We start from the raw sequence: 26,785 nt of genomic DNA, 5'->3' as shown, positions 1-26,785 counted from the left end.
GGCTCCCGGCGAGCTCACCCGAGCACGGGCCCCTATAGTCGCCGCACCCAATTGGCCTCGCTCCATTTGGAGTTGGCGACAGCCTCGTGGTGTCGGGGGCGCGCAGGTCGTCATCGCGGCCTGTACCGAGATCCCGTTGGTCGTCCGGGCGGCGGCCCGGCTGCTGGCGGTGGTCGACTCCGCCGACGCTCTCGCGCGGTGTGCGGTGGAGCGGCTGTGGCGACCGTCTCAGGCGCCGTTCGTTCCAGCGAACAGGAACGGTCACGTAATCTCGTTCCCACCCACGACCGCGCAGGGCCGCACCGGCCCTAACCTGCGGAGATGATCAGGCGCATGTCGACGAACCCCGCCCGCGGTCTGAGCCGGGTACTCGAAGACCTCGGCCCCACCCTGCTGGACCTGGTGCACGGAGATCCCGCGGCCGCGCCGGAGCTCGGCGGCGTCGGCATTCACGATCCGCACGACGAGCAGCACTACCCGGAGCGGGCCATTGTGCTCGGGGTCAGCGTCCACGGTACGGAGCAGATATCGCGGCTCCTGTGTGAGCTCGCCGAAGCGGGTGCGGCCGCACTGGTCGTACGCGGCCCCGTCGAGCAATGCGGCGCACTGGAAGCCGTGGCCGCACACACCGGGATTGCCCTCCTGGCTCTCACCCCGGGGGCGTCCTGGGCACAGCTGGCAGCGATGCTGCGCACCCTGCTCGCCGAGGGCGACGTGGGGGAGAGCGGGGGACAGACCCTGGGTGGTGTGCCGTCCGGCGACCTGTTCGCGCTGGCGAACGCGATCGCGACCCTCCTTGACGCTCCGATCACCATCGAGGACCGCCGCTCCCGGATCCTTGCCTTCTCCGGCCGCCAGGACGAAGCGGACCCGCCGCGGGTGGCCAGCATCCTGGCCCGGCGGGTGCCCGAGCGCTACCTGCGTCTCCACGAGGAGCAAGGCGTCTTCAAGGAGCTCTACCGCAGCGACCAGCCGGTCCACATCTCGCCGCCCACCCTGGGGGACGAGGTCGCGCTGCCCCGAGTGGCGATCGCCGTGCGGGCCGGCGACGAGATCCTGGGGTCGGTGTGGGCGGCGCTGCGCAAGCCGCTGACCCCGGAGCGCGAAGAAGCGTTCCGGGAGGCGGCCAAGCTGGTCGCCCTGCACATGCTGCGCTTTCGCGCGGGCACGGATGCCGAGAACCGGCTACGGGCCGACTTGGTGACCAGCGCGCTGGAGGGCGGTTCCGCGGCGATCGAGTCGCTGGGACGCCTCGGCCTCGCAGACGACCCGCTTCTCGTCCTGGCGATGGGTCTCGAACCCGCAGCCGACACCGATCACGCCCAGCTCACCGCCGAGCGCCAGCGGCTCTCCAGCGCGCTGGCCGTGCACATGGCGGCGGTGCAGCCAAGGTCGGCGGTGGCGCTCCTGGGCGACGTGGCCTACGCCCTCTTGCCGGTCCAGGACGTCTCGGCGGCCGCGCGGGAGCGGGCCGTGCAGGTGGCGGCGAGTTTCCTGCAACGCACCGGAGAGCGGATGGGAGCCGTCATCGGGATCGGCTCGGTGGCCCTGGAACCCGCGGCACTCGCACGGTCGCGGGCCAACGCCGACCGGGCGCTACGCGTGCTGTCGCACGGCGGCGGAGCGCGGCGAGTCGCCGCGATCAACGACGTGCACATCGACGCGCTGCTGCTGGAGATGCAGGACCTCGCGGTCGCCCACCGCGATGAACTGTCCGGCCCGATCGCCCGGTTGGTGGAGTACGACCGCCGGCACAACGCTCATCTGGTGGAGACGCTGCGGGCGTGGCTGGACGCGTTCGGCGACGTACTCCCCGCTGCGGCCAGTGTGTTCGTCCACCACAACACCTTCCGCTACCGGATCCGCCGGGTCGCCGAGGTGGGTCGGATCGACCTGCGGGATCCGTCCGTACGCTTCGCCGCGATGCTGGAACTGCGGCTGATGGGCCTGTACGACACCGGCGCGGAGCCCACCCACGGGGGCCGCGGTACCGCCTCGTGAGCGTGCCGTCCGCGGTCTCGGTTCAGAGTCGGACCCCCGGCGGTACGGCGAGGCCGGCGTGGGTGTCGTGGAAGGCGTTGGCCTGCTCGATGGTGCGGACCCAGTCGTAGAACAGTTCCTTGGTGGAGAGCGTCTCGACGCCCCGGCCGGACAGGCGCCGCAGCCCGCGCTCATGGGCGGGGCCAGGTGAGTAGGTGGCATCGTCGATGACGACGACGCGCTTACCCGCGTGGTGCAGCTGGATCGCGGAGTGGGCCACGCAGATGTCCGTCTCGATGCCGACCAGCACCATCGTGGAGCGCTGCGTGGCCTCCAGGGCAGCGGCGATGTCGGGGTTGTCCCAGACGGCGAACGCGTTCTTCGGCAGGGTCATGGCACCGGCCGGCAGCGCGTCCCGGATCTGCGGGACGGTGTGCCCGCTGCCGTCGGGGTCCTCCTCGGTGACCACGACCGGGGATCCGCAGTCTGTCGGCCACCGAGGTGATCCAGGCGATGCGCCGCACCATCTCGTCGAAGCGCAGGCGGTCCACGTCGAGCCGGCGCCGCGGGTAGAACTCGCTCTGCACATCGATGATCACCAGAATCGCCGTCATCAGCGAACTGTGCGACCGCGTCGCCGTCATGTACGCCGGGCGCATCGTGGAGGAACTCCCCGCCGGCGCCCTGCGACCCGCCCGCCACCCCTACACCCGCGCCCTGATCGGCTCGACCCCCGACATGGACACCGACCGCGCCCTGCCGCTGGTCACCATCCCCGGACGCCAGCCCCCTTCGACTTCCCCGGCATGGAAGGCCTCGCCGGAATGCCGCTGCTCACTGCCGCGCTCCTCGACCGCGGGCTCGACCACGACGCCATCCGCAAGGTCCCCGGCGGCAACCTGAAGCGTTTGATGAGCGCGCACTTGGGCTGAGCCGGGCCCGCCCGGCGACCCTCGCGCCGGCCGTCGGGCAGCACACCCAACTTCCCTTCGTTTCCCGGTACGAAGACACCCCCGACGTTGTGATCCACGTACCAATTCCGCCTCCCGCAGGCTGCCTAGCGTGGGTCTCATCCCACCCCCTGGAGGAGACACCCGTGCAGGCCCTTCACGTGTCCAAGACCGCCCCGCCGCCTCTCGACCCCATGCTCGCCGACCTCGAAGAGCTGGTGTCCTGCGAGTCCTACTCCGCCGATCACGCGGCCGTCGCGGCCAGCGCCGAGGTCGTCGCCGAACAAGGCAGCCGCCTGCTCGGCGCCCGGTCCGAGACGGTCACGATCGGCGGCGTGACCCATGTGCGGTGGACCTTCGGAACCCCGCGCATCCTGCTCCTCGGCCACCACGACACCGTCTGGCCCGTTGGCACCCTCAAGACCCACCCCTTCTCCGTCCAGCAGGGCATCGCCCGTGGCCCCGGCGTCTTCGACATGAAGGCCGGCCTGGTCCAGATGTTCCACGCCCTGGCCACGCTGCCTTCCCTTGAGGGCTTGTGCGTTCTGGTCACCGGCGACGAAGAGGTCGGCTCGGACACCTCTCGCGCACTGATCGAGGACACGGCGCGAGCCTGCCGGGCCACGCTCGTCCTCGAACCCTCGGCGACCGGAGGCGCGCTCAAGACCAGCCGCAAGGGGGTCTCGAACTACGACCTCACAGTCCTCGGACGCGCCGCCCACGCGGGCCTGGAACCGGAGAACGGCATCAACGCCGCCACCGAACTGGCCCACCATCTCCTGGCTCTCCAGCACATCACCGACACCGTCACCACGCGCACCGGACCGGGCACCACCATCACCCCGACGGTCATGTCGGCGGGAACCACCACCAACACCGTCCCGGCCCGCGCCGAGCTGAGTATCGACGCCCGCGTCGCCACGCCCGCGGCCCAGCAAGCCGTCGACGACCTCATCACCGCCCTCACCCCGCGTCACCCCGAAGCGCGCCTGCACATCGGCGGCGGCCCCAACCGCCCGCCCCTGGACGCCGGCGCCTCCCGCCAACTGTTCGCGCTGGCCTGCGATGTGGCCACCGGACTCGGACTCGGCCCACTGCGACAAGCAGCCGTCGGGGGAGCGTCCGACGGCAACTACACGGCAGGGGTCGGCTGCCCCACCCTCGACGGCCTCGGCGCCGTCGGCGACGGAGCCCACGCCGACCACGAGCACGTCGTGACCGCCACCATGGGGCCCCGCGCCCAGCTGTTGGCCCACCTCGTCGGAGCCATGCTGTGAACCGCCCCGACATCCGCGAACTCCACTCCATGGACGAGTTCGACACCGCCCGCCGCCTCTACGCCGACATCTGGGGCACCCACCCGGACAAGGCCCCGATCTCGGCGGAGATCATGCGTGCCCTGGCCCACGCCGGGAACTACGTCGCCGGAGCCTACGACGAGGACGGCCGGCTGACCGGGGCATCCGTCGCGTTCTACGGCGAACCCGCCGGAACAACACTCCACTCCCACATCACCGGTGCCCTCCCGGGCCGCGGGATCGGCCTGGCCCTCAAACTGCACCAGCGCCAATGGGCCCTGGAACGCGGCCTGAAGCGCATCACCTGGACCTACGACCCCCTCATCCGCCGCAACGCCCACTTCAACCTCACCAAACTCGGCGCCCGCCCCGAGGAGTATCTGCGGTCCTTCTACGGCGCCATGGACGACGCCATCAACGGTGGCGACGAATCCGACCGGATCCTGGCCGCCTGGGACCTGGCCGCCCCACCTGACACCGCCCACGCCGGTGCCCCGCTGCCCGACGGCGCGGCACACGCAGTCCGCAACCTCGACGGTCACCCCGAACTCGGCACGACGGAGGCGGAGTTCATCCTCATCGACGTACCGGACGACATCGAGGCCCTACGCCGCACCGATCCCGCCGCCGCACATGCCTGGAGGCTGGCCGTACGGCACACCCTCGGCGAACTGCTCGACGGCGGCGCCCGCGTCATCGGCTTCCACGACCGGCGCAGCTACCTCGTCCACCGCACCTCCGCACACCTGCCCACCGGGAGCGACCAATGACCAAAGTGAAGATCGACGGCATCGAACTGCGCCGGATAGCCATGCCGCTCGTCTCCCCGTTCCGTACCTCCTTCGGCGTCGAGACCAGCCGCGACGTCCTCCTCGTCCGCGTCGTCACGACCGAGGGAGAGGGCTGGGCCGAGTGTGCCGCGATGTCCGAGCCCCGCTACTGCAGCGAATACGTCGACGGCGCGCAGAACGTCCTGAGCAAGTTCCTGATCCCCGCTCTGCCCAAGGACGGCGTGGACGCGGCCGCCGTGGGCCGCGCGCTGGAGCCCTTCACCGGACACCACATGGCGAAGTCCGCACTGGAGACCGCGGTCCTTGACGCACAACTCCGCATCACGGGCGAGTCGTTCGGTACGTATCTCGGTGCCGCACGGGACCGCGTACCGTGCGGCGTCTCCGTAGGCATCATGGACTCCATCCCCCAACTCCTGGACGCCGTCGGGCAGTACGTCGCCGAGGGCTACGCCCGCATCAAGCTGAAGATCGAACCCGGCTGGGACGTCGATCCCGTCCGCGCCGTGCGGGAGCGCTTCGGTGACGACCTGCTCCTGCAAGTCGACGCCAACGCCGCGTACACCCTCGTCGACGCCCAACACCTCGCCCGTCTCGACGCCTTCGGCCTCCTGCTGATCGAACAGCCCCTCGCCAACGACGACATGGTCCAGCACGCCCAGCTCGCCAAACTCCTGCGGACCCCCATCTGCCTGGACGAGTCCATCGAATCCGCCGCCCACGCCGCGGCTGCCATCTCCCTCGGCGCCTGCTCCATCATCAACATCAAGCCGGCCAGGGTGGGCGGCTACCTGGAAGCCCGGCGCATCCACGATCTCGCCCGTGCCCACGGCATACCGGTGTGGTGCGGTGGCATGCTCGAAACCGGCATCGGACGCGCCGCGAACCTCGCTCTGGCCGCCCTGCCCGGCTTCACACTCCCCGGCGACACCTCGGGCTCACACCGCTACTTCGCCACCGACATCACCGAGCCGTTCCTCCTCAAGGACGGACACCTGGAGGTCCCCACCGGCCCCGGTCTGGGCATCGAGCCCCTCCCGGACGTCCTCGACCGGGTGACCACATCACGTGAGTGGATCGCCCTCTAGAGCGGTGCCACCGCCCCCTGTGACTCACCCCGGACCAGGCTGAACGGGGTGCGGTCCGCCTCCCACTGGTTGAGCCGCCTCTCCAGGTCGGCGACGCCCTCCGCCCGGTCCGGCAGCGCGGCGCCCCACACGCTGGAGCGCCGGGAGACTCGTTCGGCGCCCCTCATCCTTCCGGACGACGGCTGCCGAGGATCTTTGCCCTGGGGCGCTGCGGGTCGTAGGGAGCCCAGCCCGGACTGCCGGTGCCGGCGAACGCGACCCACGCGCCATGTATTTGGGCCGCGAGTCCTGACGGGGTGGGGTCGGGGCCGAGTAGGCGGGTGTCCCCGTGCAGCAGGGGGTTGTCGGCGATGTCGAACACGAAGGGCAGCTCGACGGTGTGGGCAGCGCCGAGTCGCCCGCCCAGGGCCGTCGAACGGTACCCGAAGGAGTAGAGATGGGTGCGGCCGCCCGAGATCCGCGCGTGGGCCTGCGCCATGCGCGTCGTACCGGCCCCGAACAGGGCCTGCCCGAGCACAGCGGAGCGCAGCTCGCCCGGTGTCGCGCCCGGCCGTGCCGTGCGGTGCGCGGCGACGGCGGCTTCCGGGTCCGCATGGATCCGGGCGGCGACGCTGAGCACGTCGGCTTCCGTCGTGGATTCCAAGTCGCCCCGCGGTACGAGGTAGAGGTGCGCCTCCTCGGTGTTGGTGCCGATGAGCAGGTCGACGTCGCCGGCCGGGCCGTCGGCGAGAGCCTCGGCGGGCTGGACCGGCAGGACCAGGCTGAACGGGCTGAGCCCGGCCAGCGGGTCCGTTGTAGTCCTGGTGCGGAGGTCGAGGCCGGCCAACGCGGGCAGGGCCGCCAGGAAGCGCTCGTCCGGGATCGGGGCGAACGCCTCAGCGGTCGGCTCGACGCCCAGTGCGGCCGCCGCCGCGGCGGTGACCCGCTGCGCCTGCTCGGGGGTGAACGCGCCGGTGCCGTTGCCGCTCTGGACGATCGCCCGGCGGAACAGGCCCCCTGCCGCCGGGGTCGCGAGCAGCGCGCCCGTGAGCGTGCCACCGGCGGACTGGCCGAAGACCGTGACGTTGTCGGGGTCGCCGCCGAATGCCGCGATCGTGTCCTGTACCCAGCGCAGGGCGGCGAGCACGTCGAGCAGCCCGCGGTTGGCCGGAGCACCGGCCAGATCGAGGAACCCGGGGATGCCGAGACGGTAGTTCACCGTCACCAGAACGACCTCGTCCCGGGCGAACGCGCCGCCGTCGTAGAGCGCGGCGCGGTTCGATCCGGTGACGAACCCGCCGCCGTGCACGAAGACCATGACGGGGCGTCTGCCGCCGTCGGCGGAAGGCGTGTGGACATCGACGGTCAGATACTCCTCACCGCGCACCCAGCCCGGCCCGAAGTAGGGTGTCATGTCGAGTCGGCCGAAGTCGCGGACCGGTTGGGGAGCCGTGGGCGAGGGCTGAGTGCCGTCGCGGACACCGGACCAGCCCGGGTGCGGCGCGGGCGGGGCGAAACGGCCGGCGCCGGTCGGTGCCGCCGCGTAGGGCAGGGCGCGGTAGCGCTCCCCGGATCCGTCACGGACGCCGCGCACAGCGCCCGCGGGTGTTTCGACCACCGGGTCTGCTTGTTGAGCCATGGGACACTCTTCCTCTCTGGAAGGGGACATCAGGAGATGGGGGAGAAGGCCGCCCACTCCTTGATCGCGAACTTCGACCCGCTGCGAGCGACCTCCGCGGCGCCTTGGCCGCCGAAGTGCGCAGGGAAGACGAGCGCGTTGTTCTCGGCGGCGCGGCCGAGCAGTTCGTACCGCGTGACGCGGGCCTGTGCCGGGTCCTCGCAGAAGCAGGAGTTGGTCTCGGGCTCGGCGATTTGCAGCGCGGTGTGCACCAGGTCCCCGACGAACAACGCCTGATCGCCGCGGGATCGCAGGGTGAGTACGGACGAGCCGGGAGTGTGCCCGGGAGCGAGATCGAGACGCAGATTCTTGTCGATCCGGTACGTCTCCTCCCACAGGTGGGTGAGCCCTGCCTGGTGGACCGGCGTGACGCTGTCCTCGAAGACGTTCTGGTTCCCGCGGCCCAGTACGGACTTGTTCTCGTTGGCCGGGTCCCAGAAGTCGAAGTCCCGCCGGTTGATCAGGTACGTGGCGTTGGGGAAGGTCGGCACCCAATCGCGGCCGTCGAGGCGGGTGTTCCAGCCGACGTGATCGATGTGCAGATGGGTGTTGACCACGATGTCGATGTCCTCGGGGCGCAGCCCGGCGGCGGCCAGGTTGGCGAGGTAGTTGGTATCCAGGCGGCTCCACAACGGTGCGTAGGGCCGGTCCTTGTGGTTGCCGACACCGGTGTCGACGAGGATGGTGCGTCCCTCGCTGTGCAGCAGCCAGGACTGGATCGCTGTATGACACTCGTTCGTCTTCGGGTTCCAGAAGTCGGGGGCCAGCCAGTCGCGGTGCTTGTCCCACATGCTGTCCTGGCTGTCGGGAAAGAACTGGCCAGGGGGCATTTCGACCGAGCCGTAGAACTCTTTGATGCGGGTGACGCTGACGTCGCCCAGGGTGAGTTGCTCCGGGTTGTGATCCATGTGTCCGTCCTCAAGTCCGGGGTGGGTGGTGCGTGAGACCGAGCCTGGGCACGTGGACGGGCTCGCGCCACTCCCGTGTTGTCCTACCCCTCGCAGGGTGTGGCTGGGATCCGGTGGCGCACCGAATACTGGGGTGATGAACGCACCCGGACCGCTCGGCGCCTTCCTCCAAGCCCGACGCGCGCGCCTGCGACCCGAGGACGTCGGCCTGCGCGACCTCGGGCCCCGCAGACGGGTGGCCGGGCTCCGGCGCGAGGAACTGGCCCAGCTGGCGGGCGTCAGCGTCTCGTACTACGCACGGCTGGAACAGGGCCTGTCCCGCGGGGCCTCTGCCGAGGTGCTCGACGCGATCGCCCGCGCTCTCCTGCTCGATGTCCATGAGCGCGAGCACCTCGACCGGCTCGCCGGTGCCGCCCGCCACGCACCCCGGCCGCGCCGCCCGCGACCCGAGAAGCTCGCCGACGAAACCCGCGACCTCCTCCGCGCCGTCGAGGGCGTCCCGGCGATCGTGCTCGGTCGCCGCACCGACGTGCTGGCCTGGAACGCCCTTGGGCACGCCCTGCTGGCCGGCCACCTGGACCCAGCAGGCCCGGACGACCAGGGGCGACGCCCGAACATGAGCCGGATGCTGTTCCTTGACCCGCACTGCCGGGAGCTGTACGCGAACTGGACGCGCAAGGCCCGCGCGGTGGTCGGCAACCTGCGCATCGCCGTCGGCAGGCACCCGGACGACCCGCTCCTTGCCGCGCTGATCGGTGAACTGACCATGAACAGCCCGGAGTTCGTCGCGATGTGGGCCGACCACCGCGTGGCGCCGTGCGACGCCGTCTCCTACGAGCTGCGCCACCCCGTCGTCGGCACGGTGACGGTGACTCAGCAGACGCTGTCCGTGGCCCGTTCACCGGACCAGGCGCTCATCGTGTGCACCACCCCCGCTGGTTCCCCTGCCGAGGAGGCCCTCGCGCTCCTCCGGCAGGTGAGCGCCGACCGGGCGCCGCACGCGAACGGCGTCGGCGTTTCCACGTAGCCGACCCGACAGGTCAAGGCGGTGCCAAATCTCAGGCCTACTGGCCACTGCTTGCCCAGTGGGCCACGTCGCTGAGACGCGCACCAGGTCGCGCCGGTACCTCGTTGGCGTTGAAACGCCGACGTGCCCTGGAAGGCCGATCGGCCGTGCCGGGAACAGCCGGCCCGGTCGGCAGGGTTGCATCGACCGAGGGGCCGGCGCCGCACGGGCGGGGAACACGGAGACCACAAGGTCTCCGCCCCACCAGGATCCGGACCCCGCGATGGCGGTACGCCCGCCGCGCACTCGGACCAAGACGTATTTCCGCTCCGCAGGAGGACTGTTTCATGACTGACCGGCCCTTGACGCTCATGGCAGTACACGCTCACCCCGACGACGAGGCCACCGGAACCGGAGGGGTCCTCGCGCGATATGCGGCGGAAGGCTTCCGAACGGTTCTCGTGACGTGTACCGACGGCGGCTGCGGTGACGGAACGGGGGGCGCCAAGCCGGGCGATCCCGGGCACGACCCGGTGGCCGTCGCCTTGATGCGCCGTCAAGAACTTGAGGCGAGCTGCGACGTCCTGAAGATCAGCGATCTGGAGATGCTGGACTATGCCGACTCCGGGATGATGGGCTGGCCGAGCAACGACGCCCCCGGATCCTTCTGGCAGACCCCGGTTGAGGAAGGCGCCGCCCGACTTGCCGACCTCATGCGGCACTACCGACCCGATGTGGTCGTCACCTATGACGAGAACGGCTTCTACGGCCACCCCGACCACATCCAGGCCCACCGCATCACGATGGCGGCGCTGGAGATGACCGCGCTGACACCGAAGGTGTACTGGACGACGATGCCCCGCTCGGCGATGCAGCGGTTCGGGGAGACCATGCGCGAGTTTCAGGAGGACATGCCGGAGCCGGATCCCGCCGAGGCCGCCGCGCTGGCCGAGATCGGCCTGCCCGACGATGAGATCACCACGTGGGTGGACACCACCGCGTTCAGCGGTCAGAAGTTCGATGCGCTGGCCGCCCACGCCAGCCAGGGCGAGAACATCTTCTTCCTCAAGATGGGCAAGGAGAGGTTCGGCGAGCTGATGGGCATGGAGACTTTCGTACGCGTCAAGGACGCCACCGGAGCGGCCCTGCCCGAGAACGATCTCTTCGCCGGACTGCGCTGACCCTCCCGTCCTGCCGGGGCCCCACGCCTTGCCGACGATGGTTATGTGAAAGCCCTCCCGGATGCTCTTTTGCGAACTCCGGGAGGGCCGCGTAGCGCGCGAAGGCGCCGTGCTCGCAGGGACCGACCAAGTCCCGGCGCGGCTTGAAGTTCCGCTGGTACACGGCGAGTTGGCGTGCCCGACTCATCCAGTTCCAGTATGACTTTCACCAGCCAGAGCACGATTGGGTTGCGTTGACCTGAGTCGGCGTTGCCTGCCGCGCGGCATCGGCGTTGGTGCTGGCATGAACTTGAACGACAGCGACGATGCGACGATGGACACCGTTTTTTCGCGCGTTGAGCTGCCGAGTGTCTACTGGCTGGAGCTGGCCGGACACGAGGCAGACGAATGCGGCTGGTGCGCACCGCGTAGCGTGCGCGCCCTGGTGCTGGCAGCGAGGCTGCGGGTCTTCATGCTCGGCTTCACCATCCTCACCGTGACTGCCGCCGCGACGGCAGTGTTCCACTGCATGGACTGAAAGAGCGGATCAGCCCTTTGGGCGGATGGTTCTGGCGTTGTGAACCCTGGTACGGCAGGTCGGCCATGTGGGCCGCACCGGGGGCGGCGTGGCATTCAGTTCGCCGGGGCGCCGACCCGCTTCGTCAAATGGGCGGGGGCTTCGACGCCCTCGGGCAGCGCAGGGTCAGGCTCCAGGGCGCCCCACGTGGCGCGTAGCGGCAGGACACCTGCCCACAGGCCGAGTCGGGCGTCCTCGCTGTCGCCATCGTCCGGGGCGCCGGTACGGATCTTGACGGACGCCTCGTTCAGGGAGAGGGCGAGCAGGGCGGTCGCGGCGATTTCCTTGCGGCTCGGTTGGCGGGCATAGTCCCATTGGCCCGGCGTGGCGTGCTCGGTCAGGCAGCGCAGACCGGCCAGCTTCTCGTCGGGGTCCGTGACCAGTCGGGGGGTGCCGTAGACCATGGCGCTGCGGTAGTTGACGCCGTGCTCGAACACCGAGCGTGCGAGGACGAGGCCGTCGACGTGGGTGACCGTGACGCAGACCGTGGCGTCGGGTGACGCGAGCAGGCTGCGGCTGGCAACCGAGCCGTGGAAGTACAGGGTGCTGCCGTCGGAACCGTAGACGGTCGGTATGACCATCAGCGTCCCTTCGACGGTGACGCCGAGGTGGCAGATGAAGCCTGCGCCGAGGATCGCGTCGAGCTGGTCGCGATCCAGGCTGCCCTGTTCCCGGAAGCGGCGGTGCCGGGTGCGATCGGTGACCGGCAACTGGCGTTCCGGATTAGCGGAGTCCATGGGGTGCTTCCTCTCCGAGGGGCGGCCGGGTTGTGGTCCCGTGGCGGGATGAGCAGTGGGAGATGTTACTGATTTCATCGTCAAGGAGCTATAGATCTTCTCAATCCGTTGTTCAAAATACTCTTGGCGACGGAATCGCTTGTTCCGGGAGGGGGCGTCCCAACATGGCTGACCGATCCGCGCATCCGGGCCTCGTGATCGACGGAGCTACGCTCCAAGTGTCCTGCCCGGCTGCCCCGGTGGCGTTCGTCGCCTCCAACAGCCGTTGGTCCTCCCCGAGTTGTCTGCCGTCCGGGGAGCGGGTTCTACTTCGCCGAGCGAATCCACCTCGACCGAGCCGTGCCCCAGTGATCAGGCCGAGTGAGAGTGCCGACAGTGTCTGGAGGTGCGGCTGATACCGAGCGACGGCGGCGGCCGGTTCTTGCGGGTCGCGGGGGCGCATGGCGGTGGTGAGCCCGGGTGTGCCGTACCTGGGCAGACGGGTGCCTGGTTGCCGCCGTCGGCCGGACCGATGCTGAGGTCATCGCTCGCCCCGCAAAGGCGCATCGCCCTGGCATGACAGACAGGACCTTTCCTTGATCGCCTCCGGCACCACCAGCCCTGCCGTGCTCGAACAGCTTCAGCGCCGCTCCGCGGACCCGAAGCGGCGCATTCTGTTCACCGGCGCGACCCTTGTCACCATGGATCCCGGTTCCGGAGTCCTGGATGGCACCGATCTGCTCGTCGAGGGCGACACGATCACCGCGATCGGCCCCGATCTGAGCCGGGACGGCGCGGTGGTCGTCGACGCCACCGGCACCATCCTCATGCCCGGCTTCGTCGACACACACCGGCACGCCTGGGAGACCCAGCTGCGCCGGATCATGCCGGACGTGGACGACCTCGGCGCCTATGTGATGTCCACCCTCGCCGGTTACGCCACCGTCTACCGGCCCAACGACATGTACACCGGTACCAAGCTCGCCGCGCTGACGGCGATCGACAGCGGCATCACCTGCATGCTCGACTTCTCCCACAACTCCCGCACCCCCGAGCACTCCGACGCCGCTGTCCAAGCCCTCATCGACACCGGCATCCGTGGCGTGCACGCCTCCATGGGCCCGCATTTCGGTGACTGGGCCAAGCAGTGGCCCGGTGACCTGGCCCGCCTCAAGGACACGTACTTCTCCGGGGACGACCACCTGCTGACCCTGCGCCTGGCGGCGCTGGCCACCGACGAGATTGCCGGGCCCGCTCTCGCCTTTGGTCGTGAACTCGCGTGTACGGCACAGGAGTTGGGGATCGGGGTGAGTGTTGATGCCGTCTTCGGCGCGTCCTCCTCGAAGGCCATCGGGCAGTGGGCGAAGGACGGCATCCTCGGCGCGGAAGTCACCCTCATCCACGCCACCGGCCTGACTCCGGCGGCGTGGAAGGCGATCGGGGAGAGCGGCACGACAATCGCGCTGGCCCCGACCTCGGACGCGCAGATCGGACTGGAGACCGCGATCCCGGCGATCGATGAGGCCCTGTCGGCCGGGGTCCGCCCGGGGCTGAGCATCGACGTCGAAGTGGCCCTGGTCAGCGACATGTTCACGCAGATGCGGGCTCTGCACGCCATCCAGCGGATGCGCGCGGTCAACGCCGTCCACGGCACCGGCCAACAGCAGGCACGCATCACCACCCACGACGTCCTGGACTTCGCCACGCTCCAGGGCGCCCGCACCAACGGTCTGGCCGGCGTCACCGGCTCGCTCACTGCCGGCAAGAAGGCCGACCTGCTCGTCATCCAGGCCGAGGACCTCAACAACATGCCACTCAACGATCCGATCGGCACCGTCGTCCTGGGCTCGGACGCCCGCAACATCAGCGCGGTCCTCATCAACGGCGAAGTGCGCAAGTGGAACGGCCAGGTCCTCGGTGTCGACCTGCCCGCCCTGCGCGGCGAGGTCCACGCCTCGCGCGAGTACGTGCTCAACACCCAGGCCGCCTGACATCCGCTCCGCACCTGCCCGTTCCGGGGAGAAGGCAGCACGCTCTTCTCCCCGGCCCGTGCCACACCCTTGCGCAGGCGCTCTCGCCCCGGGCACGCGCCGCCCGCCGCTCGCTCACTCACTCACTCACGACCGAATCAGGTACTGGCATGACCACCACTCCGCGTACAAACCCGTGCCGAGACGGCGACGTGTTGCGCGATCTGCGCGCCCCGAACGGCCGGCCGCTCCTGCTGACCGGCGGCACCGTGATCACTGGCAATCCCCTAATGGGCGACTGGAGGGAAGCCGATGTCCTCATCGGAGGCACCGTGATCGTGGGAATCGGCCCCGGCCTGCTGACCGCAGCGGGCGACGACAACATGATCGTCATCGACTGCGCGGGCACCCTCGTCCTCCCCGCCGCCGCCGACTTCGCCACGCCTCACAGGGGAGCGACCCTCACCCCCGGCCAAGCTGCCGACATCGCCGTCCTGCGCTTGACCGACGCCCCCCGCACCGCCGACGGCACGGAAGCCGCCCCCGACGAAAGCCGCCTCGACATCCTGGTCACCGGCGGACAGGTCCGCCTCTGGAACGGCCGCCCTCTGGACGCGACCACTGCCGTGGCGGCTCCCGAACTCTGGAACGTCCGTCCCCTGAACGCGACCACCGCCACCGTTGCGGCACCCGAAGGGCAGACCACCCACGATCAGGCGCATGCATTCCTCGGGATGTGGGTGGACGACAACGACTTCGTACGTCAGGAACTGCTGCCCGACGGGCGCTACGACGAGGCTCGCGGGGATCGCCCCAGCGCCTACCAGGGCCGCTACTGGATCAACGGAAACCGCATCGACTACCTCGACGACCTGGGCTTCTGGGCCTTCGGCGAGTTCAGGGACGGCCACCTGCACCACGCGGGCTACCGATTCACCCGACGCTGACCGCCCGCATCTCCGGCAAGGAATCCAGGGCGTCCCTGGCGCCTTCCTGGCAGTGCCGCCCCTGCGCAATCAGCATCCCGAATAACGCACCTCGCGTACCTGAGCCCATCGCCACAGTGGCGCGATGGGCGCGGGCCTATACGGGGTTGCTACTGCTCCGTGGCTGACTGCTGGTGGCGTGTGGCGTGCAGGCTGCCGAGCAGGGCGAGCGCCTGGGCGCTGGGGCTTCCCGGTTCCGCGTGGTAGATGACCAGCTGCTGGCCCGGCGCTCCACGGACGTCGAAGGTCTGGTAAGTCAGGGCAAGAGGCCCGACGTCGGGGTGGACAAGGTCCTTGGCATCACGGCTTTTGCCGTGGACGGCGTGCGAGGACCACAGGGCGGCGAACTCCCCGCTCGCCTCGGTCAGGGAGGGGACGAGGTCGTTCAGGCGCCCATAGTGCGGGTCGAGGCCCGTGGCGTGTCGCAGGGCCGCCACGACTGCCTCCGCTGCCCGCCCCCACTGGGTGAAGAAGGTCCGGGCGGCCGGTTCGAGGAACGTCATGCGGGCCATGTTGTCCATGGTGTCGAACGGTGAGAACAGTGCGTCGGCCAACGCGTTCGAGGCCAGGAAGTCGGTGGCCGGGTTCAGGACGAACGCCGCGGCGTTCGGGTATCCGTCCAGCAACTGCCGCAGCGCCGTACTCACCGTTTCTCTCGGCTGCGGCCGCTCACCTTCCGGTGCGGTCCCCGCCAGCCGGTACATGTGCTCCCGCGCTTCGTCGTTCATCCGCAGCGCGTTGCTGATCGCCTCAAGGATCTGCGGGGACGGGCTGCGCTCGCGGCCCTGCTCTAGACGTGCGTAGTAGTCGCTGTTCATGCCGGCGAGGACGGCGACCTCCTCGCGTCGCAGCCCGGCCACCCGACGGGCGCCGTATGAGGCGAGCCCGACGTCGTCGGGACGCAGGCGGGCACGGTGAGCACGCAGGAAATCTCCGAGATCGTTGCTGGTCACCCCTTCAGCCTAGGCGGCACCCAACTCGCGTGCCTGGGTGCGCCGTACCCAGGCACGACTCGTCCTGGCTCCCGTATCCCAGGCCGCGCAGGCTGGTGATCGCACCAGGCCACGAGAAGGAGCACACGGTGAACGAGCAGTCGAGCCGACCGGAGGAAGCCGCCGGACGCAGGGCCGGTGAGGTGGACGTGGACGTGGTCGGGATGTGGGTGACCGGGGACGGTCACATCCGCCAGGAGCTCCGCGCCGACGGACGCTACGACGAGGCCCGCGGCGATCGCCGCAGCGCCTGCACCGGCCGCTACACGGTGACCGGCAACCACCTTCACTACATCGACGCCACCGGCTTCAGCGCCACCGGCGACATCCGCGACGGCGTGCTCTTCCACGAGCACCTCGTCCTGTACAGGGAAGACCAGCCATGACGACCACCACCAAAATCCTTCTCATCACCGGCGTCAGCAGTGGCCTCGGCCGCGCCTTCGCCACGGCCGCCCTGGACGCCGGCCACACCGTCGTCGGCACCGTCCGCAAGGACGCCGACGCTCAAGCCTTCACCGCTCTCAACCCCGAGCGCGCCCACGCCCGCCTGCTCGACGTCACCCACGACGCTGCGGTCCTCGCCGTGGTCGGTGAGGTGGAGCAGTCCGTCGGCCCCGTCGACGTACTGATCGCGAATGCGGGATACGGCCTGGAGGGCACCTTCGAGGAGACGCCGCTGTCCGCCCTGCGCGCCCAGTTCGACGTCAACGTCTTCGGCGCCGCCGCCACCGTGCAGGCCGTCCTGCCGTTCATGCGCGAGCGGCGCCGGGGGCACATCCTGGCTGTCACCTCCATGGGCGGCCTGGCCTCCTTCCCCGGCGTCTCCGCCTACTGCGGCAGCAAGTACGCCCTCGAAGGCATCCTCGAAGCCGTCGGCAAGGAGGTCCGCGGTTTCGGGATCCACGTCACCGCCGTCGAGCCGGGTTCCTTCCGTACCGACTGGGCGGGCCGCTCCATGGTCCGCGCACCGCGTTCCGTCCCCGACTACGACGACCTGTTCGGGCCCATCCGAGCCGCCCGGCAGACCGCGAGCGGCAACCAACTCGGCAACCCGGACAAGGCGGCCGCCGCCGTCCTGCGCATCCTCGAAGAACCGAACCCCCCGGCCCACCTCGTCCTCGGGTCCGACGCCCTGCGCCTGGTACGGGCCGGACGCGAAGCAGTCGACCACGACCTCGACACGTGGGAACACCTCACCCTCTCCACCGACTACACCCGCGCCACCGAAACGCCGTAGACCGCCTGTGCCCGCAACCCGGCGCCGGGGCGGCCCCCTGGATGGGGCCGGGGACGGGCAGAGGCGGCCATTTCGGCCGCACACCGCCCAAGCCGCGGAGTACGCCCAGTTCCCGTGCGACCTGGTCGACCGGCACGAGTCCACGGCTATCGTGTTTGCGTGGCTGGTTCCGTGCAGCGTGCACTGCTGTTTCTCGATGTCGACGGCCCACTCATCCCGTTCGGCGCGGCGTCAGAGCCGTATCCGACCTATGCGACGGGTCCCGAACTGCATGGTGCTGGCGCGAATCCGCTCCTGGCCAGGATCAATCCCGAGCACGGGCCCCGGCTGGCGGCCCTCCCGTGCGAAGTGGTCTGGGCGACGACATGGATGGCGGACGCGAACGAGTGCATCGCGCCCCGCCTCGGTCTGCCGCAGCTGGCAGTGGTGGTCTGGCCGGAGCCGTCCGACATCGACGACCAGGACGAACGGAACGGACTGCACTGGAAGACCCGTGCCCTTGTCGGATGGGCTGCGGGACGCCCGTTCGCCTGGGTTGACGACGAGATCACCGACACGGATCGGTCTTGGGTCGCTGCTCATCATCCGGGGCAAGCCTTGCTCCATCGTGTCGATCCCCGCCATGGCCTGACTGGCGGCGACTTCGCGGCTCTCGACTCGTGGCTGAATCAGTTGGCCTGACACAGCTGCGGCACGTGAAGAGACTGCGGGAGGGACGGGCCGCCATCCGTGAGGACGGCGAGCCGTGGGACGGAGCGCCGCCAGCTTCGAGCTGCGGTTTGTCGTGGTCTTCAACTCGTCGGCGCGCAGGACGTGGCATAGCCCCCTCGGGCAAAAACCCAGGTCAGCCAGTCACTCGAAACGGACCGGGCGCGTGTCGGTTGGAGTTTTGGCGGCGCTTGCACAGTTGGAGTGACTCTGGAGTGCCGGTTTGGTGACGGTCTCGGGATATCGGCCGCGGTGACGGGTCCCCGCTTGATGGCGTGATCATTTCGTCTGTAGCGTCTCGGACGGCGGAAGGACCAACCGCCGGTTTTACAGCACAACAACAACGGGATGAAGTATGCGCGCACTTACGTCTTTCGCCTTCGGCACAGCACTGATAGCCGGAGTCATCGGCGGGGCAACGACCTCTTACGCAGCCACCCCCACCACTGCGCCAGGCGTTCACGGTGATGTGAACGATCTGCTGGCAAAGCCCGACAAGGACACCACCTTTGCACGGGACACCTACTGGAAGATCACCGCTCCGACCGGCGACCATCTTGCTTCCAACCCCGAAGGCGGTTTCGAATACGTAAACGCCAAAGGTAAGCCGGTCATGAAATTCACTCCGAGTGATGTCATCGACACCTCCGGAGTCCGCCACAAGGTGACGTGGACACTCAAGGGCGACACCGTCTACCAGCACATCGCCATCAACGGCACGTCGGTTAAGGGCCACTTGGCCCCTGTCATCGAGTCGTATGGATTCTGGGGCTGGGTCACGTGCGTCGGCAAGGCGTCGAAGGGCTACGCGGTCGGCGGGGCCGTCGGTGGCTGCGTGGCCGACATCGAGACGGGATGCGCACCTGGCGCGGTGACCGGCGCGGGAGTCGGAGCCATCGCCGGTGCCGCCAGCGGCATCTCGACCTGTTGAGCATCCCCATCCACGGTTGTCCGCGGACAACACCGCTGAACTCGGAGTAGCCCATGATGGCAGCTGAATTGAAAGCGAACCGTGCGAAATCCATCGCGGTGGTGGCAGCCGCCGTGGTCGCCGGTGTCCTGGTGACCCAGGTCAGCGGCTGGCTCGGCTGGGTACTCGCGGTCGCTGCCGCAGCGGCTATCGGTGGCGTGGCACGTTGGTGGCAACGCCGGTAGACGAGGCGAACAGGACGTTGCTGAGGGGAAGTTGTTTCCCTCGGACGCTCCCTTCACGGCACTTGGGCCCGCACCTGCAATTCGGGTGCGGGCCCAAGCGCATCCCGGATCGCTCTCACGCTGCCCCACTGGACATTGCCACCCCACGCCTTCTCGCCACGGCTTGCCGGTGTGGATCGCGCCCATAATCGGGTGCCGTCGTACACCCCCGACGCCGCCGTCAGCACCGCTGACGGCCGACGGCAAGATGTCCGGCCTCTGCCACCGCACGACCCCGGCGTTGCCCCGCCGAGTGGGCCGACGCATCCGATCAGTGGGGGCCGGACGGTGTTTGTCGGTTGTGGGGCAAGACCGCGGCATGGGAGTCGTCCATGGATACTTCGCTGCTGTTGCCGGCGGGTTCATCGCCCAGGTGTCCGCGGTCTCAACGCGCTCGTGGGCTGTGGTGCACGGCTTCGCCCCGGCGCCCGGCCGGATGCCGGGGCCGGGGCGAAGAGGGCTGGGTTCAGCCCGTGGTGCTGCGCCGACGGCGGAGGAGGACGAAGGCGCCGCCCGCGAGTGCGAGCGCCGCGCTCGAACCGCCGAGGAGTGCCGGTGTCGAAAGCGAGCCGTCCTGCGTCTTCTTCGCGGTGCCGTAGCCGCTGGACATGCCCTTGTTGTCGTACTCCGAGCCGGGCAGCTTGTCGGCGTAACGGGCCTTGACCAGCTTCTGGTAGTCGCTCAGTGAGACCGAGGACTGCCCGCCAAGACCCTGCCGTGCCTGGTCGTTGAGCGGCTCGACCGTGGTCAACTTCAGCTGGTACCAACCGCGGATCTGTGGCTCGGTGTACACCAGGGTCCCCAGCGTGCCCTTACCGGCGTACGTCGCGTCGCTGTCACCCTCGCGTACGGCTGCCAGATGCCAGCCGCCGCCCTGGGTGGGGGCGAGCATGACGGTGACGTTCCGCCCGTTGACGGAGGCGCTCAGTGCGGAGACCAGACCACTCAGCTTGACCGCCTCGGTGGCGATCGGTTGGGACGTCCCCGCGACGAAGCCGGCGGTGATCTCGTTCAGGGCCAACGGGTCCTTGACGGTGAACGCCGGCATTCCCTGGCACGGGTCGGCCTTGTCGGGGATCGGCTGCGCCGTCCCGACCCCGTCACCCTGGGGCACCGGAACGCTGAGGAAGCGGCAGACGGCGTCGCGGACATTGGTCGACTTCACCAGGTCGAGGGCGGCCTGGTAGTCGGGGATGTCCGCCGGAAGCGGGTCCTTGGCCGGGGCCGCGTGGACGGGGCCGACGATGGACAGCAGTGCGGACGCGCTCAGTACCAGGATGGCAGTCAGGCGGGAGGCCGCCCGACGGCTGGACGTTCTTGTTTCGCGCATGTCGCCTGCCTTAGCGGGAGATGCCGATGCGGGAGTGGGTCCACTTGGACGAGCTGTTGCTCACGTAGTCGTTGTAGTTCCACCACGTGTACGTGGCGGTGTCCGGCCATGGGTCGGCCACCGCGATCGTGTTGTTCGACGTGTCGAAGCCGTAGACCACGTTCATGTGGCCACCGCCGGAGGTCCACCCGATGCGCGCGCCGATGGGATGGGCCGCCTTGACGTCGGTGTAGACCTGGTTGAACGTGGCCGCGGTGCTCAGGCCCGAGCCGGTATGAGACATGCCGAGGCTGCCCCAACCCCTTGCCATGTCGTCAAGGGTGGCGGGCTGGTTGTTGCAGCCGTAGGCGGGCTGGGCCCGGTTGCAGAAGTCCGTCTGCGTGCTGCCGAGGCCCTGGAACTTGGCGATCGTCAGGCCGGAGGCGACCCAACACCACTGGGTCTTCTCCTGCTTGTACATGCTGATGGTGTCCTGCCCCGCCTCGGCATGTGCCGGGCCTCCGACGGCGACAAGCAATCCCGAAGCCGTCAGCGCGATGGCCGACGCCGTGGTCGCGAGCGTGAATCTGCCCATCTTCCTGCCTTCCCGCGTAAATGCGATGAGTGCCGGGTGATCTGGCAGGAATATGACAGCGTGAAATGAAATCGACATATAGAGCGTACGCAGAAAGTATGCCCGTAAGGGTGAATAACCATATAAGCGGTGTGCAGGTCGACGTGCTCGGTACGTCCTACGATCCCGCTGCTCACACCAAGTGCAGGCGGACGGGGCCCTTCCCGGGGTCCCACGGCTCGGACCGCCCGCCCAGACACTCCGGGCTACAGGAGGCAGGTGGACGTACCCACCGTCCTCGAAGTCCTTGCGCTGCTCACATCAGGCGCTGTCACGCCTCATGTGCCCACCCGGCACTCCAGCATCGAGCCCGGACCATCCGGGGCGATTCACCACGGGCCCAGTCCCGAAGGCGCCGGAGAACCAGGACATGGGCCAGCCCTTGTGGCCCCTGGTCTTCAAGCGATCCTTCGGCCTTGACGTGCTCGTCATTGCCGATGATGAACACCGGGTATTTGACCGGCCCTCCGGGCCACGGGAGCCATACGCAGAGTCGGTGAGCGTTGCAGCCATTCCTGGCGAGACCCCCCGCGTCTCATGGGCATCACCCGCCCGTGCTTACGATCAAGGTGCTTCCGGGAGGCGTGCGAAGTGGCCTACCGGAGCACGTTGACGTACCGGAAAACCCTGAAATACCCGGATCTCCACCAGGTATCGCGGGCCCGACACAGAGCAAGGAGCGCGGCATGGACAAGCGGCACGAGCCGGGGCGGCGGACGGTACTGGGGGCTGCGGCCCTGGGCGCCGGAGCGGTGGTACTGGCCGGCGCGGGACAGGCGAACGCGGCCGGCACGGGGCCGGCGGACCGTGACCCGGCGGCACGGCCGACGCCCGCGGGGCGGCCCGCGAAACTGCCCGTGCCGTTCGTCATCGGCCACCGTGGCGCCAGCGGCTACCGCCCGGAGCACACCTTCGGCTCCTACCAACTCGCCCTCGACATGGGCGCGGACGTCATCGAGGCCGGTGACCTCGTCCCCACCAAGGACGGACACCTGGTCTGCCGACACGAGCCCGACATCTCCGCCACCACCGATGTCGCCGAGCACCACGAGTTCGCCGGCCGCAAGACGACCAAAACCGTGGACGGCAAGAAGATCACCGGCTGGTTCACCGAGGACTTCACGCTCGCCGAGCTGAAGACCCTGCGCGCCAAGGAGCGCATCCCCGATCTCCGCCAGCACAACACCATGTACAACGGCTACTGGGAGGTGCCCACCTTCGAAGAGGTCCTCCAGTGGGCCGAGCGCGAGGGACGCCGCCGCGGCCGCCCCATATGGATCTACCCCGAGACCAAGCACCCCACCTACTTCCGCAAGCTGGGCCTCGGCATCGAGGAGCCGCTCGCCAAGCTGCTGCGCCGCTACGGCCGGCACACCGCGCACGCTCCCAACCTCCTGCAGTCCTTCGAGCCCAGCAGCCTCCAGCGGCTCAGCGAACTGGGCGTGAAGTGCCCCAAGACCGTCCTGCTCGACGAGCCGTCCGTCAGGCCCGCGGACTTCGTCGAGTCCGGCGACCCGCGCACCACCGCCGACCTCCTCAAGCCCGAGGGGCTCAAGTGGATCGCCGGCTTCGCCCAGGGCATCGGTCCCTGGCTGCCGCAGATCATCGCGCAGGACGACAAGGGCAAACTCGGCGAGCCCACCACCCTCGTCCGTGACGCGCATGCCGCGGGTCTGTTCCTCACCCCGTACACCGTGCGGAACGAGAACAGCTTCCTGCCGCTGGACTTCCGGGTCGGCAAGAACCCCGGCGACTACGGCAACTCGCTCGCGTACTTCAGGGCGCTTTTCGCGACCGGAATCGACGGCCTGTTCTCCGACGACCCGGACACCGCGCTGCTCGCCGCCGAGGAGTTCCGCCGGCACTGACCCGCCCCCGGGCCAGAGCCCCACCCGCCCGCGTACTTATTTCGGCAAACTATTGATCCCGCCTCCGGATTGCCCGCGGTCGGGAGGCTGAAATCGTCCGCCCAGCGGAACCGGATGCCAACTCCGAATTCCGGAGCCGATTCTTGTGCCCAGGTGATGGCTGTGGGGCACAAGTGGACGTCGTGCACTCGGAGTTGGCTCCGCGGCAATGCTCTGCGGTTCGCCCCGATCCGTTCGCTGCGGCCGATGTCCTGAGGTCACCGGGGGTGCGAGTATCGGATTAGCGGGGCGGATTCAGATCGCGGCAGTCGTGAAATTCAGCGTGTCGCTGAGGAGTTAGGGCATATCCCGCATTAGTTTTCGTGGTCGTACGAAGTCGATCAACTCCTGATTGCTTCCGTTCGACCTACCGGAGATGAAATTGCGCAAGCTTCGTAAGGCCGCCGTTGTGATCGCCGTGCTGGGCAGCGTTGGCCTCCTCGGCGCAGGCACCGCGAACGCCCATGGTGGGAGCCGGGGCGGGACGAACTCCTTCTCCAGCGACGGAGAGAATGGCGGAAAGGGAGGCGGGAAGGGCGATGTCTTCAACGTCTCCCAGGGCACCCAGTGCCGGTCGCACGACCTGAACATCGACGTCCTCGGTGCGGTCGGCGTCCTCAACGGCGTGCTGGGAGGCGCGCTCAACGGCGAGGGCAACGCGGGTGCGCAGCAGAACAAGCTGGGCTCCAGCATGGGTTGCAACAACGCCGCCTTCGAGAAGTAAGGACAGGCAGCCCCGGTGCCGAGCCGCCGGCTGGGCACCGGGGAGCGCACTGCGCGACTCGAACGACACGTGGTGGCGGCGCGACCGCGGCGGCCAACTGTGCGCGCAGAGCGGGATCGTGGCCGTCCTCGCGTGGTTCGGGGAGGCGGCGATCACCACCCCACGGGCGTGACCACAGCCAAGGGCCCCGGCCGCATGTGACGTTGGTCGGGGCCCCCGGCTTGGGCATTGCGTCAGCCGTCGTTCTCCGCTGACGGGATGTAAGCGCCGGGCACGTCCTTCGGCGCGTAGATCTTGTTCTCGCCGGGGTACGGCTTGGTCCAGCTGTGTGTCTGGTACCAGGTGAGGTGATTCATCTGGGCGGGGTTGGCGAAGTCGGGCTTGGCGTCAGGGCCGGTGAGCCGCTGCTGCGCCTTCCAGGCGTCCCACTCCGTCGCGAGCGCCTGTTTGTCGGCCGGCACCTTAGTCGCGGGCACAGCCGCCGCGCGCGGGTTCTGGGGCGCCGGGGTGTCCACGCCGCAGGACGGCGGGGTCTTGAGGCCATCGGTCAGTGGAATGCGGTTGGGCAGCGCGGTAAACGGCGTGAGATCCGGCTTCCCGGTGAAGGCGGCAGCCATCGGGCTGGCCGCGCTGTCCTTCTGGTTCATCGGGTGCATCCCGAGGATCTGCTCGATGGTGCGGATCATCGTGATCTGCGAGTAGTAGTGGCTGTCGACGACGCCGTGCCTGGCCCAGGGGCTGATGATCTGGATCGGCGCCCGGTGGCCGTCGACGTGGTCGAGACCGGCCTGGGAGTCGTCCTCGACCACGAAGATCGCGGAGTCCTTCCAGTACTTGCTGTGCGAGATCGTGTCGATGATCCGGCCGGTCGCGAGGTCGTTGTCCGCGACCTGGGCGGGCGCGTTGGCCGGGCCGCCGGTGTGGTCGCTGGAGAGCCAGAGCATGTTGAGGTTCGATGGCCCGTTCTTGTCGAAGTCGCGCTTCCAGATCTCGGCCCGGTAGATGTCCGGGACGCTGGTGTCGAACTTCGGGAAGCCGTGCACCGAAACGTCGTTGAGGGACGGGATCGGTGAGGACGAGACCAACGGGTAGGCGGTGCCCTGGCCCGTCGACGCCATGTTCTTGGTGTCGCAGTACAGGTTCTGCCAGCTCGCGGCCGCCGGCTTGGTCAGGAACTGCTGGAACTCGCCGAAGTCCCGCACGGAGCTGCCGGCCGCCCGGACGCCGGTCCACAGGAAACCGGTGCGCTGGTGGCCGAGCGCGTCGTCCTCGGTGTCGTAGCTGCGCGCGTACTCACCGGCCGAGGACTCGGTGTACTCCGGGTCGTCGGCCTGCATCAGCCAGTTGTGCCCCTCGGCGGAGTTCGTACCGATGTCGTAGGTGTTGTCGAACAGGCCGAACTGCTGGGCCAGCGCGTGCTGGTTCGGCGTCACGTTCTCGCCGAACTCGGCCAGCGCCGGGTCACCATTGCCTTGCGAGGCATCACCGAGGACCTGGTCGTAGGTCCGGTTCTCCTTGACGATGAGGAACACGTGCTTGATCGTCGAAGGATCGCCGAGCCGCACCGGCACGGGCACCGGCTTCGCGCGGCTCGCGCTGTTGGCCTTGTCGACGGCGCCGCGGGTCCAGCCGTTCTGCTGGAAGACCTTGGCGGTCTGGGACTTGATGACGCGGTCGCTCGGCAGCGTGAACCGCTGAAGGCTCGACGTCGTGTCATGAGTGCCGTGCCCGGCGGGGTTGCCGGTGCGGCGGGCGTCGATCCCGCGGGTGTTGGAGACGACGACCTGGTTGCCGACGGTGGCGATCTCGGCGGGGAAGTAGTCCGTGGGGAGCAGACCGACGTAACTGACCGGCTCCTGCGGGGTCGTGTACCGGTAGACGGCGACCGCGTTGGCGCGGCCCAGCGTCACCAGGAGATGGCCGTCGTGGGTGAGCGTCACCGCGTCGGGCTCGTAGCCGACCGAAGCCTCGGGCCACGGCTTGGTGGAGATCGTCTGTACGACCTTGTTCTTCGCGGTGTCGATGACCGACACGTCGTTGGTGGCGGTGTTGGTGACGAACAGCGCCCGGTCCTTGGCGTACAGCGCGGTCGGGTGCAGGCCGACGTCGATGCTCGTGACGGCGGCGGCCGGGTGACCCAGATCGATGACGCTGACGGTGCCGGTCGTGGTCGCCCCCGTCACGGGGTCGGCCGGCACTTGGGTGTTGTATGAGTTGAGCGTGCTGTCGCCGGGCTTCGCGGGACGCCCGCCCTCGTTGCTGACGTACAGCTTCGAGCCGATCCGGACCATGTCGCGCGGCGCGTTGCCGACGGCCCAGCTCCGCTGAATGGCGCCGGTCGCCGCGTTGATGGCGACCACCCGGTTCTGGCCGTTGACCGCTGCGTAGACCGTCGACCCGTCGGGAGCGAACACCGCCGCGCCGACCAGGGCTTGCTTGGCCCCGTCCGCCGGGATCTTCACGGACGTGGGGCCGGCCAGGGTGCCGTCCGGGTTGACGGTGAACTTGGTGTAGCCGTCGCTCTGGCCGAGCCAGAGCTGCTTGCCGTCGGGGGAGTACGTCGGGCCCTCCTGGCCCACGTCGTTGCCGCTGATCCGCAGGTCCGCGGACGCGTTGTTCCCGACGCGCTGCTGCACCTTCCAGCTCTTGAGGTTGACGATCGTCAGCGCCAGACCGCCGTCGGTGACCGAGGCCGCCAGGTGGCTGCCGTCCGGGCTGACCGAGGACGACATGATCTTGCCGTTGTTGATCACGAGACGGTCGCCGTACGGCGCTACGTACTGGTCGCTGGAGATGACCTGGCCGTGCGGCGTGACCTGGCCGACCTGATCGGTCCCGAACTGGTGGGTCTGGGCGAAGGCCGTGCCCGTGAGGGCCAGCGCGAGAACGACGGCACCCGCCGTGGCGAGAGGTCTCCGGCGGCCGAGGCGTCCGGGCAGAAGGCCGGAACGATGCTCCTCGACACGCCTGCGGCGGCGTGTTACCTGCAT

General features: G+C 69.0%; 26 protein-coding genes. 17 read left to right on the top strand and 9 right to left on the bottom strand.

Annotation, left to right across the window (positions count from 1 at the left end; all coding sequences use genetic code 11):
* Positions 1-333 precede the first annotated feature (333 nt).
* Positions 334-2,001 carry a PucR family transcriptional regulator gene (locus OG522_RS02795; RefSeq protein ID WP_329461301.1) on the top strand — a complete coding sequence of 556 codons (1,668 nt, stop codon included), beginning with the start codon at positions 334-336 and terminating at the stop codon, positions 1,999-2,001.
* A 22-nt stretch (positions 2,002-2,023) separates the two neighbouring features.
* On the opposite strand, the gene OG522_RS02790 is transcribed toward OG522_RS02795, so the two are convergent.
* On the bottom strand, positions 2,024-2,449 hold the full coding sequence (locus OG522_RS02790) for an isochorismatase family protein (RefSeq protein ID WP_329461300.1): 426 nt from the start codon (positions 2,447-2,449) through the stop codon (positions 2,024-2,026).
* A 122-nt stretch (positions 2,450-2,571) separates the two neighbouring features.
* Here OG522_RS02790 and OG522_RS02785 point away from each other — a divergent pair, with 122 nt between their 5' ends.
* From OG522_RS02785 to menC, 4 genes are all read left to right on the top strand, one after another.
* Positions 2,572-2,883: an ABC transporter ATP-binding protein gene (locus OG522_RS02785; protein ID WP_329461299.1), complete on the top strand. Its 312-nt coding sequence runs from the start codon at positions 2,572-2,574 to the stop codon at positions 2,881-2,883.
* A 241-nt stretch (positions 2,884-3,124) separates the two neighbouring features.
* Positions 3,125-4,207, top strand: coding sequence for a M20 family metallopeptidase (locus tag OG522_RS02780; protein WP_329467458.1), 1,083 nt, complete (start codon positions 3,125-3,127; stop codon positions 4,205-4,207).
* A complete protein-coding gene (locus OG522_RS02775) occupies positions 4,204-4,998 on the top strand; it encodes a GNAT family N-acetyltransferase (RefSeq protein WP_329461298.1) in 795 nt (264 codons plus the stop codon). Before OG522_RS02780 ends, OG522_RS02775 begins: the two co-directional genes overlap by 4 nt.
* Positions 4,995-6,107: an o-succinylbenzoate synthase gene (gene menC, locus OG522_RS02770; protein WP_443074649.1), complete on the top strand. Its 1,113-nt coding sequence runs from the start codon at positions 4,995-4,997 to the stop codon at positions 6,105-6,107. The genes OG522_RS02775 and menC overlap by 4 nt, the downstream gene beginning before the upstream one ends.
* Here the strand turns inward: menC and OG522_RS02765 are convergent.
* The 3 genes from OG522_RS02765 to OG522_RS02755 are packed head-to-tail and all read right to left on the bottom strand — an operon-like array spanning position 6,104 to position 8,672.
* Complete coding sequence (locus tag OG522_RS02765) at positions 6,104-6,274, bottom strand: hypothetical protein (RefSeq protein ID WP_329461297.1); 171 nt, start codon at positions 6,272-6,274, stop codon at positions 6,104-6,106. The two genes, menC and OG522_RS02765, sit on opposite strands and share 4 nt — an antisense overlap.
* Positions 6,271-7,725: a carboxylesterase/lipase family protein gene (locus OG522_RS02760; RefSeq protein WP_329461296.1), complete on the bottom strand. Its 1,455-nt coding sequence runs from the start codon at positions 7,723-7,725 to the stop codon at positions 6,271-6,273. Before OG522_RS02760 ends, OG522_RS02765 begins: the two co-directional genes overlap by 4 nt.
* A gap of 29 nt (positions 7,726-7,754) precedes the next feature.
* Positions 7,755-8,672, bottom strand: a complete 918-nt coding sequence (locus tag OG522_RS02755) for an MBL fold metallo-hydrolase (protein WP_329461295.1) — start codon at positions 8,670-8,672, stop codon at positions 7,755-7,757.
* 136 nt (positions 8,673-8,808) lie between these two features.
* Between OG522_RS02755 and OG522_RS02750 the strand changes: the two genes are divergently transcribed.
* The 3 genes from OG522_RS02750 (at position 8,809) to OG522_RS02740 (ending at position 11,376) form a co-directional block, all read left to right on the top strand.
* Positions 8,809-9,699, top strand: coding sequence for a helix-turn-helix domain-containing protein (locus OG522_RS02750; RefSeq protein WP_329461294.1), 891 nt, complete (start codon positions 8,809-8,811; stop codon positions 9,697-9,699).
* 326 nt (positions 9,700-10,025) lie between these two features.
* Entirely contained in the window at positions 10,026-10,859 is an 834-nt protein-coding gene (locus OG522_RS02745) for a PIG-L family deacetylase (RefSeq protein WP_329461293.1), read from the top strand.
* Positions 10,860-11,142: 283 nt separating this feature from the next.
* Complete coding sequence (locus OG522_RS02740; protein WP_329461292.1) at positions 11,143-11,376, top strand: hypothetical protein; 234 nt, start codon at positions 11,143-11,145, stop codon at positions 11,374-11,376.
* Between the two features lie 95 nt (positions 11,377-11,471).
* On the opposite strand, the gene OG522_RS02735 is transcribed toward OG522_RS02740, so the two are convergent.
* On the bottom strand, positions 11,472-12,152 hold the full coding sequence (locus tag OG522_RS02735; protein WP_329461291.1) for a pyridoxamine 5'-phosphate oxidase family protein: 681 nt from the start codon (positions 12,150-12,152) through the stop codon (positions 11,472-11,474).
* Positions 12,153-12,727: 575 nt separating this feature from the next.
* On the opposite strand from OG522_RS02735, the gene OG522_RS02730 reads away from it, so the two are divergent.
* Together OG522_RS02730 and OG522_RS02725 are read left to right on the top strand one after the other, a co-directional pair.
* Entirely contained in the window at positions 12,728-14,122 is a 1,395-nt protein-coding gene (locus OG522_RS02730; RefSeq protein ID WP_329461290.1) for an amidohydrolase family protein, read from the top strand.
* 149 nt (positions 14,123-14,271) lie between these two features.
* Entirely contained in the window at positions 14,272-15,048 is a 777-nt protein-coding gene (locus OG522_RS02725) for an Atu4866 domain-containing protein (RefSeq protein ID WP_329461289.1), read from the top strand.
* 149 nt (positions 15,049-15,197) lie between these two features.
* Here OG522_RS02725 and OG522_RS02720 read toward each other — a convergent pair whose 3' ends face one another.
* A complete protein-coding gene (locus tag OG522_RS02720; protein WP_329461288.1) occupies positions 15,198-16,040 on the bottom strand; it encodes a helix-turn-helix transcriptional regulator in 843 nt (280 codons plus the stop codon).
* Between the two features lie 203 nt (positions 16,041-16,243).
* Between OG522_RS02720 and OG522_RS02715 the strand changes: the two genes are divergently transcribed.
* From OG522_RS02715 to OG522_RS02695, 5 genes are all read left to right on the top strand, one after another.
* Positions 16,244-16,465 (top strand): Atu4866 domain-containing protein, encoded by a 222-nt coding sequence (locus tag OG522_RS02715; RefSeq protein ID WP_329467456.1) that lies wholly within the window; start codon positions 16,244-16,246, stop codon positions 16,463-16,465.
* Complete coding sequence (locus OG522_RS02710) at positions 16,462-17,319, top strand: oxidoreductase (RefSeq protein ID WP_329461287.1); 858 nt, start codon at positions 16,462-16,464, stop codon at positions 17,317-17,319. Before OG522_RS02715 ends, OG522_RS02710 begins: the two co-directional genes overlap by 4 nt.
* A gap of 159 nt (positions 17,320-17,478) precedes the next feature.
* Positions 17,479-18,000, top strand: a complete 522-nt coding sequence (locus OG522_RS02705; RefSeq protein WP_329461286.1) for an HAD domain-containing protein — start codon at positions 17,479-17,481, stop codon at positions 17,998-18,000.
* 496 nt (positions 18,001-18,496) lie between these two features.
* Positions 18,497-18,958 (top strand): hypothetical protein, encoded by a 462-nt coding sequence (locus OG522_RS02700; protein ID WP_329461285.1) that lies wholly within the window; start codon positions 18,497-18,499, stop codon positions 18,956-18,958.
* Positions 18,959-19,026: 68 nt separating this feature from the next.
* Positions 19,027-19,182: a hypothetical protein gene (locus OG522_RS02695; protein ID WP_329461284.1), complete on the top strand. Its 156-nt coding sequence runs from the start codon at positions 19,027-19,029 to the stop codon at positions 19,180-19,182.
* A gap of 505 nt (positions 19,183-19,687) precedes the next feature.
* On the opposite strand, the gene OG522_RS02690 is transcribed toward OG522_RS02695, so the two are convergent.
* Positions 19,688-20,551: a hypothetical protein gene (locus tag OG522_RS02690; protein ID WP_329461283.1), complete on the bottom strand. Its 864-nt coding sequence runs from the start codon at positions 20,549-20,551 to the stop codon at positions 19,688-19,690.
* Between the two features lie 10 nt (positions 20,552-20,561).
* Complete coding sequence (locus OG522_RS02685; RefSeq protein ID WP_329461282.1) at positions 20,562-21,125, bottom strand: papain-like cysteine protease family protein; 564 nt, start codon at positions 21,123-21,125, stop codon at positions 20,562-20,564.
* 725 nt (positions 21,126-21,850) lie between these two features.
* Between OG522_RS02685 and OG522_RS02680 the strand changes: the two genes are divergently transcribed.
* The gene (locus tag OG522_RS02680; protein ID WP_329461281.1) at positions 21,851-23,032 is read left to right on the top strand and encodes a glycerophosphodiester phosphodiesterase; all 1,182 of its coding nucleotides are present in this window, start codon (positions 21,851-21,853) and stop codon (positions 23,030-23,032) included.
* 421 nt (positions 23,033-23,453) lie between these two features.
* Positions 23,454-23,795 (top strand): hypothetical protein, encoded by a 342-nt coding sequence (locus OG522_RS02675; RefSeq protein WP_329461280.1) that lies wholly within the window; start codon positions 23,454-23,456, stop codon positions 23,793-23,795.
* 233 nt (positions 23,796-24,028) lie between these two features.
* Here the strand turns inward: OG522_RS02675 and OG522_RS02670 are convergent, their stop codons facing one another.
* Positions 24,029-26,785 (bottom strand): alkaline phosphatase family protein, encoded by a 2,757-nt coding sequence (locus OG522_RS02670; protein WP_329461279.1) that lies wholly within the window; start codon positions 26,783-26,785, stop codon positions 24,029-24,031.

Origin of the sequence: Streptomyces sp. NBC_01431, from assembly GCF_036231355.1 — a bacterium.
GTDB lineage: Bacteria > Actinomycetota > Actinomycetes > Streptomycetales > Streptomycetaceae > Streptomyces.
This window is presented reverse-complemented; position numbering and strand designations above follow the sequence as displayed.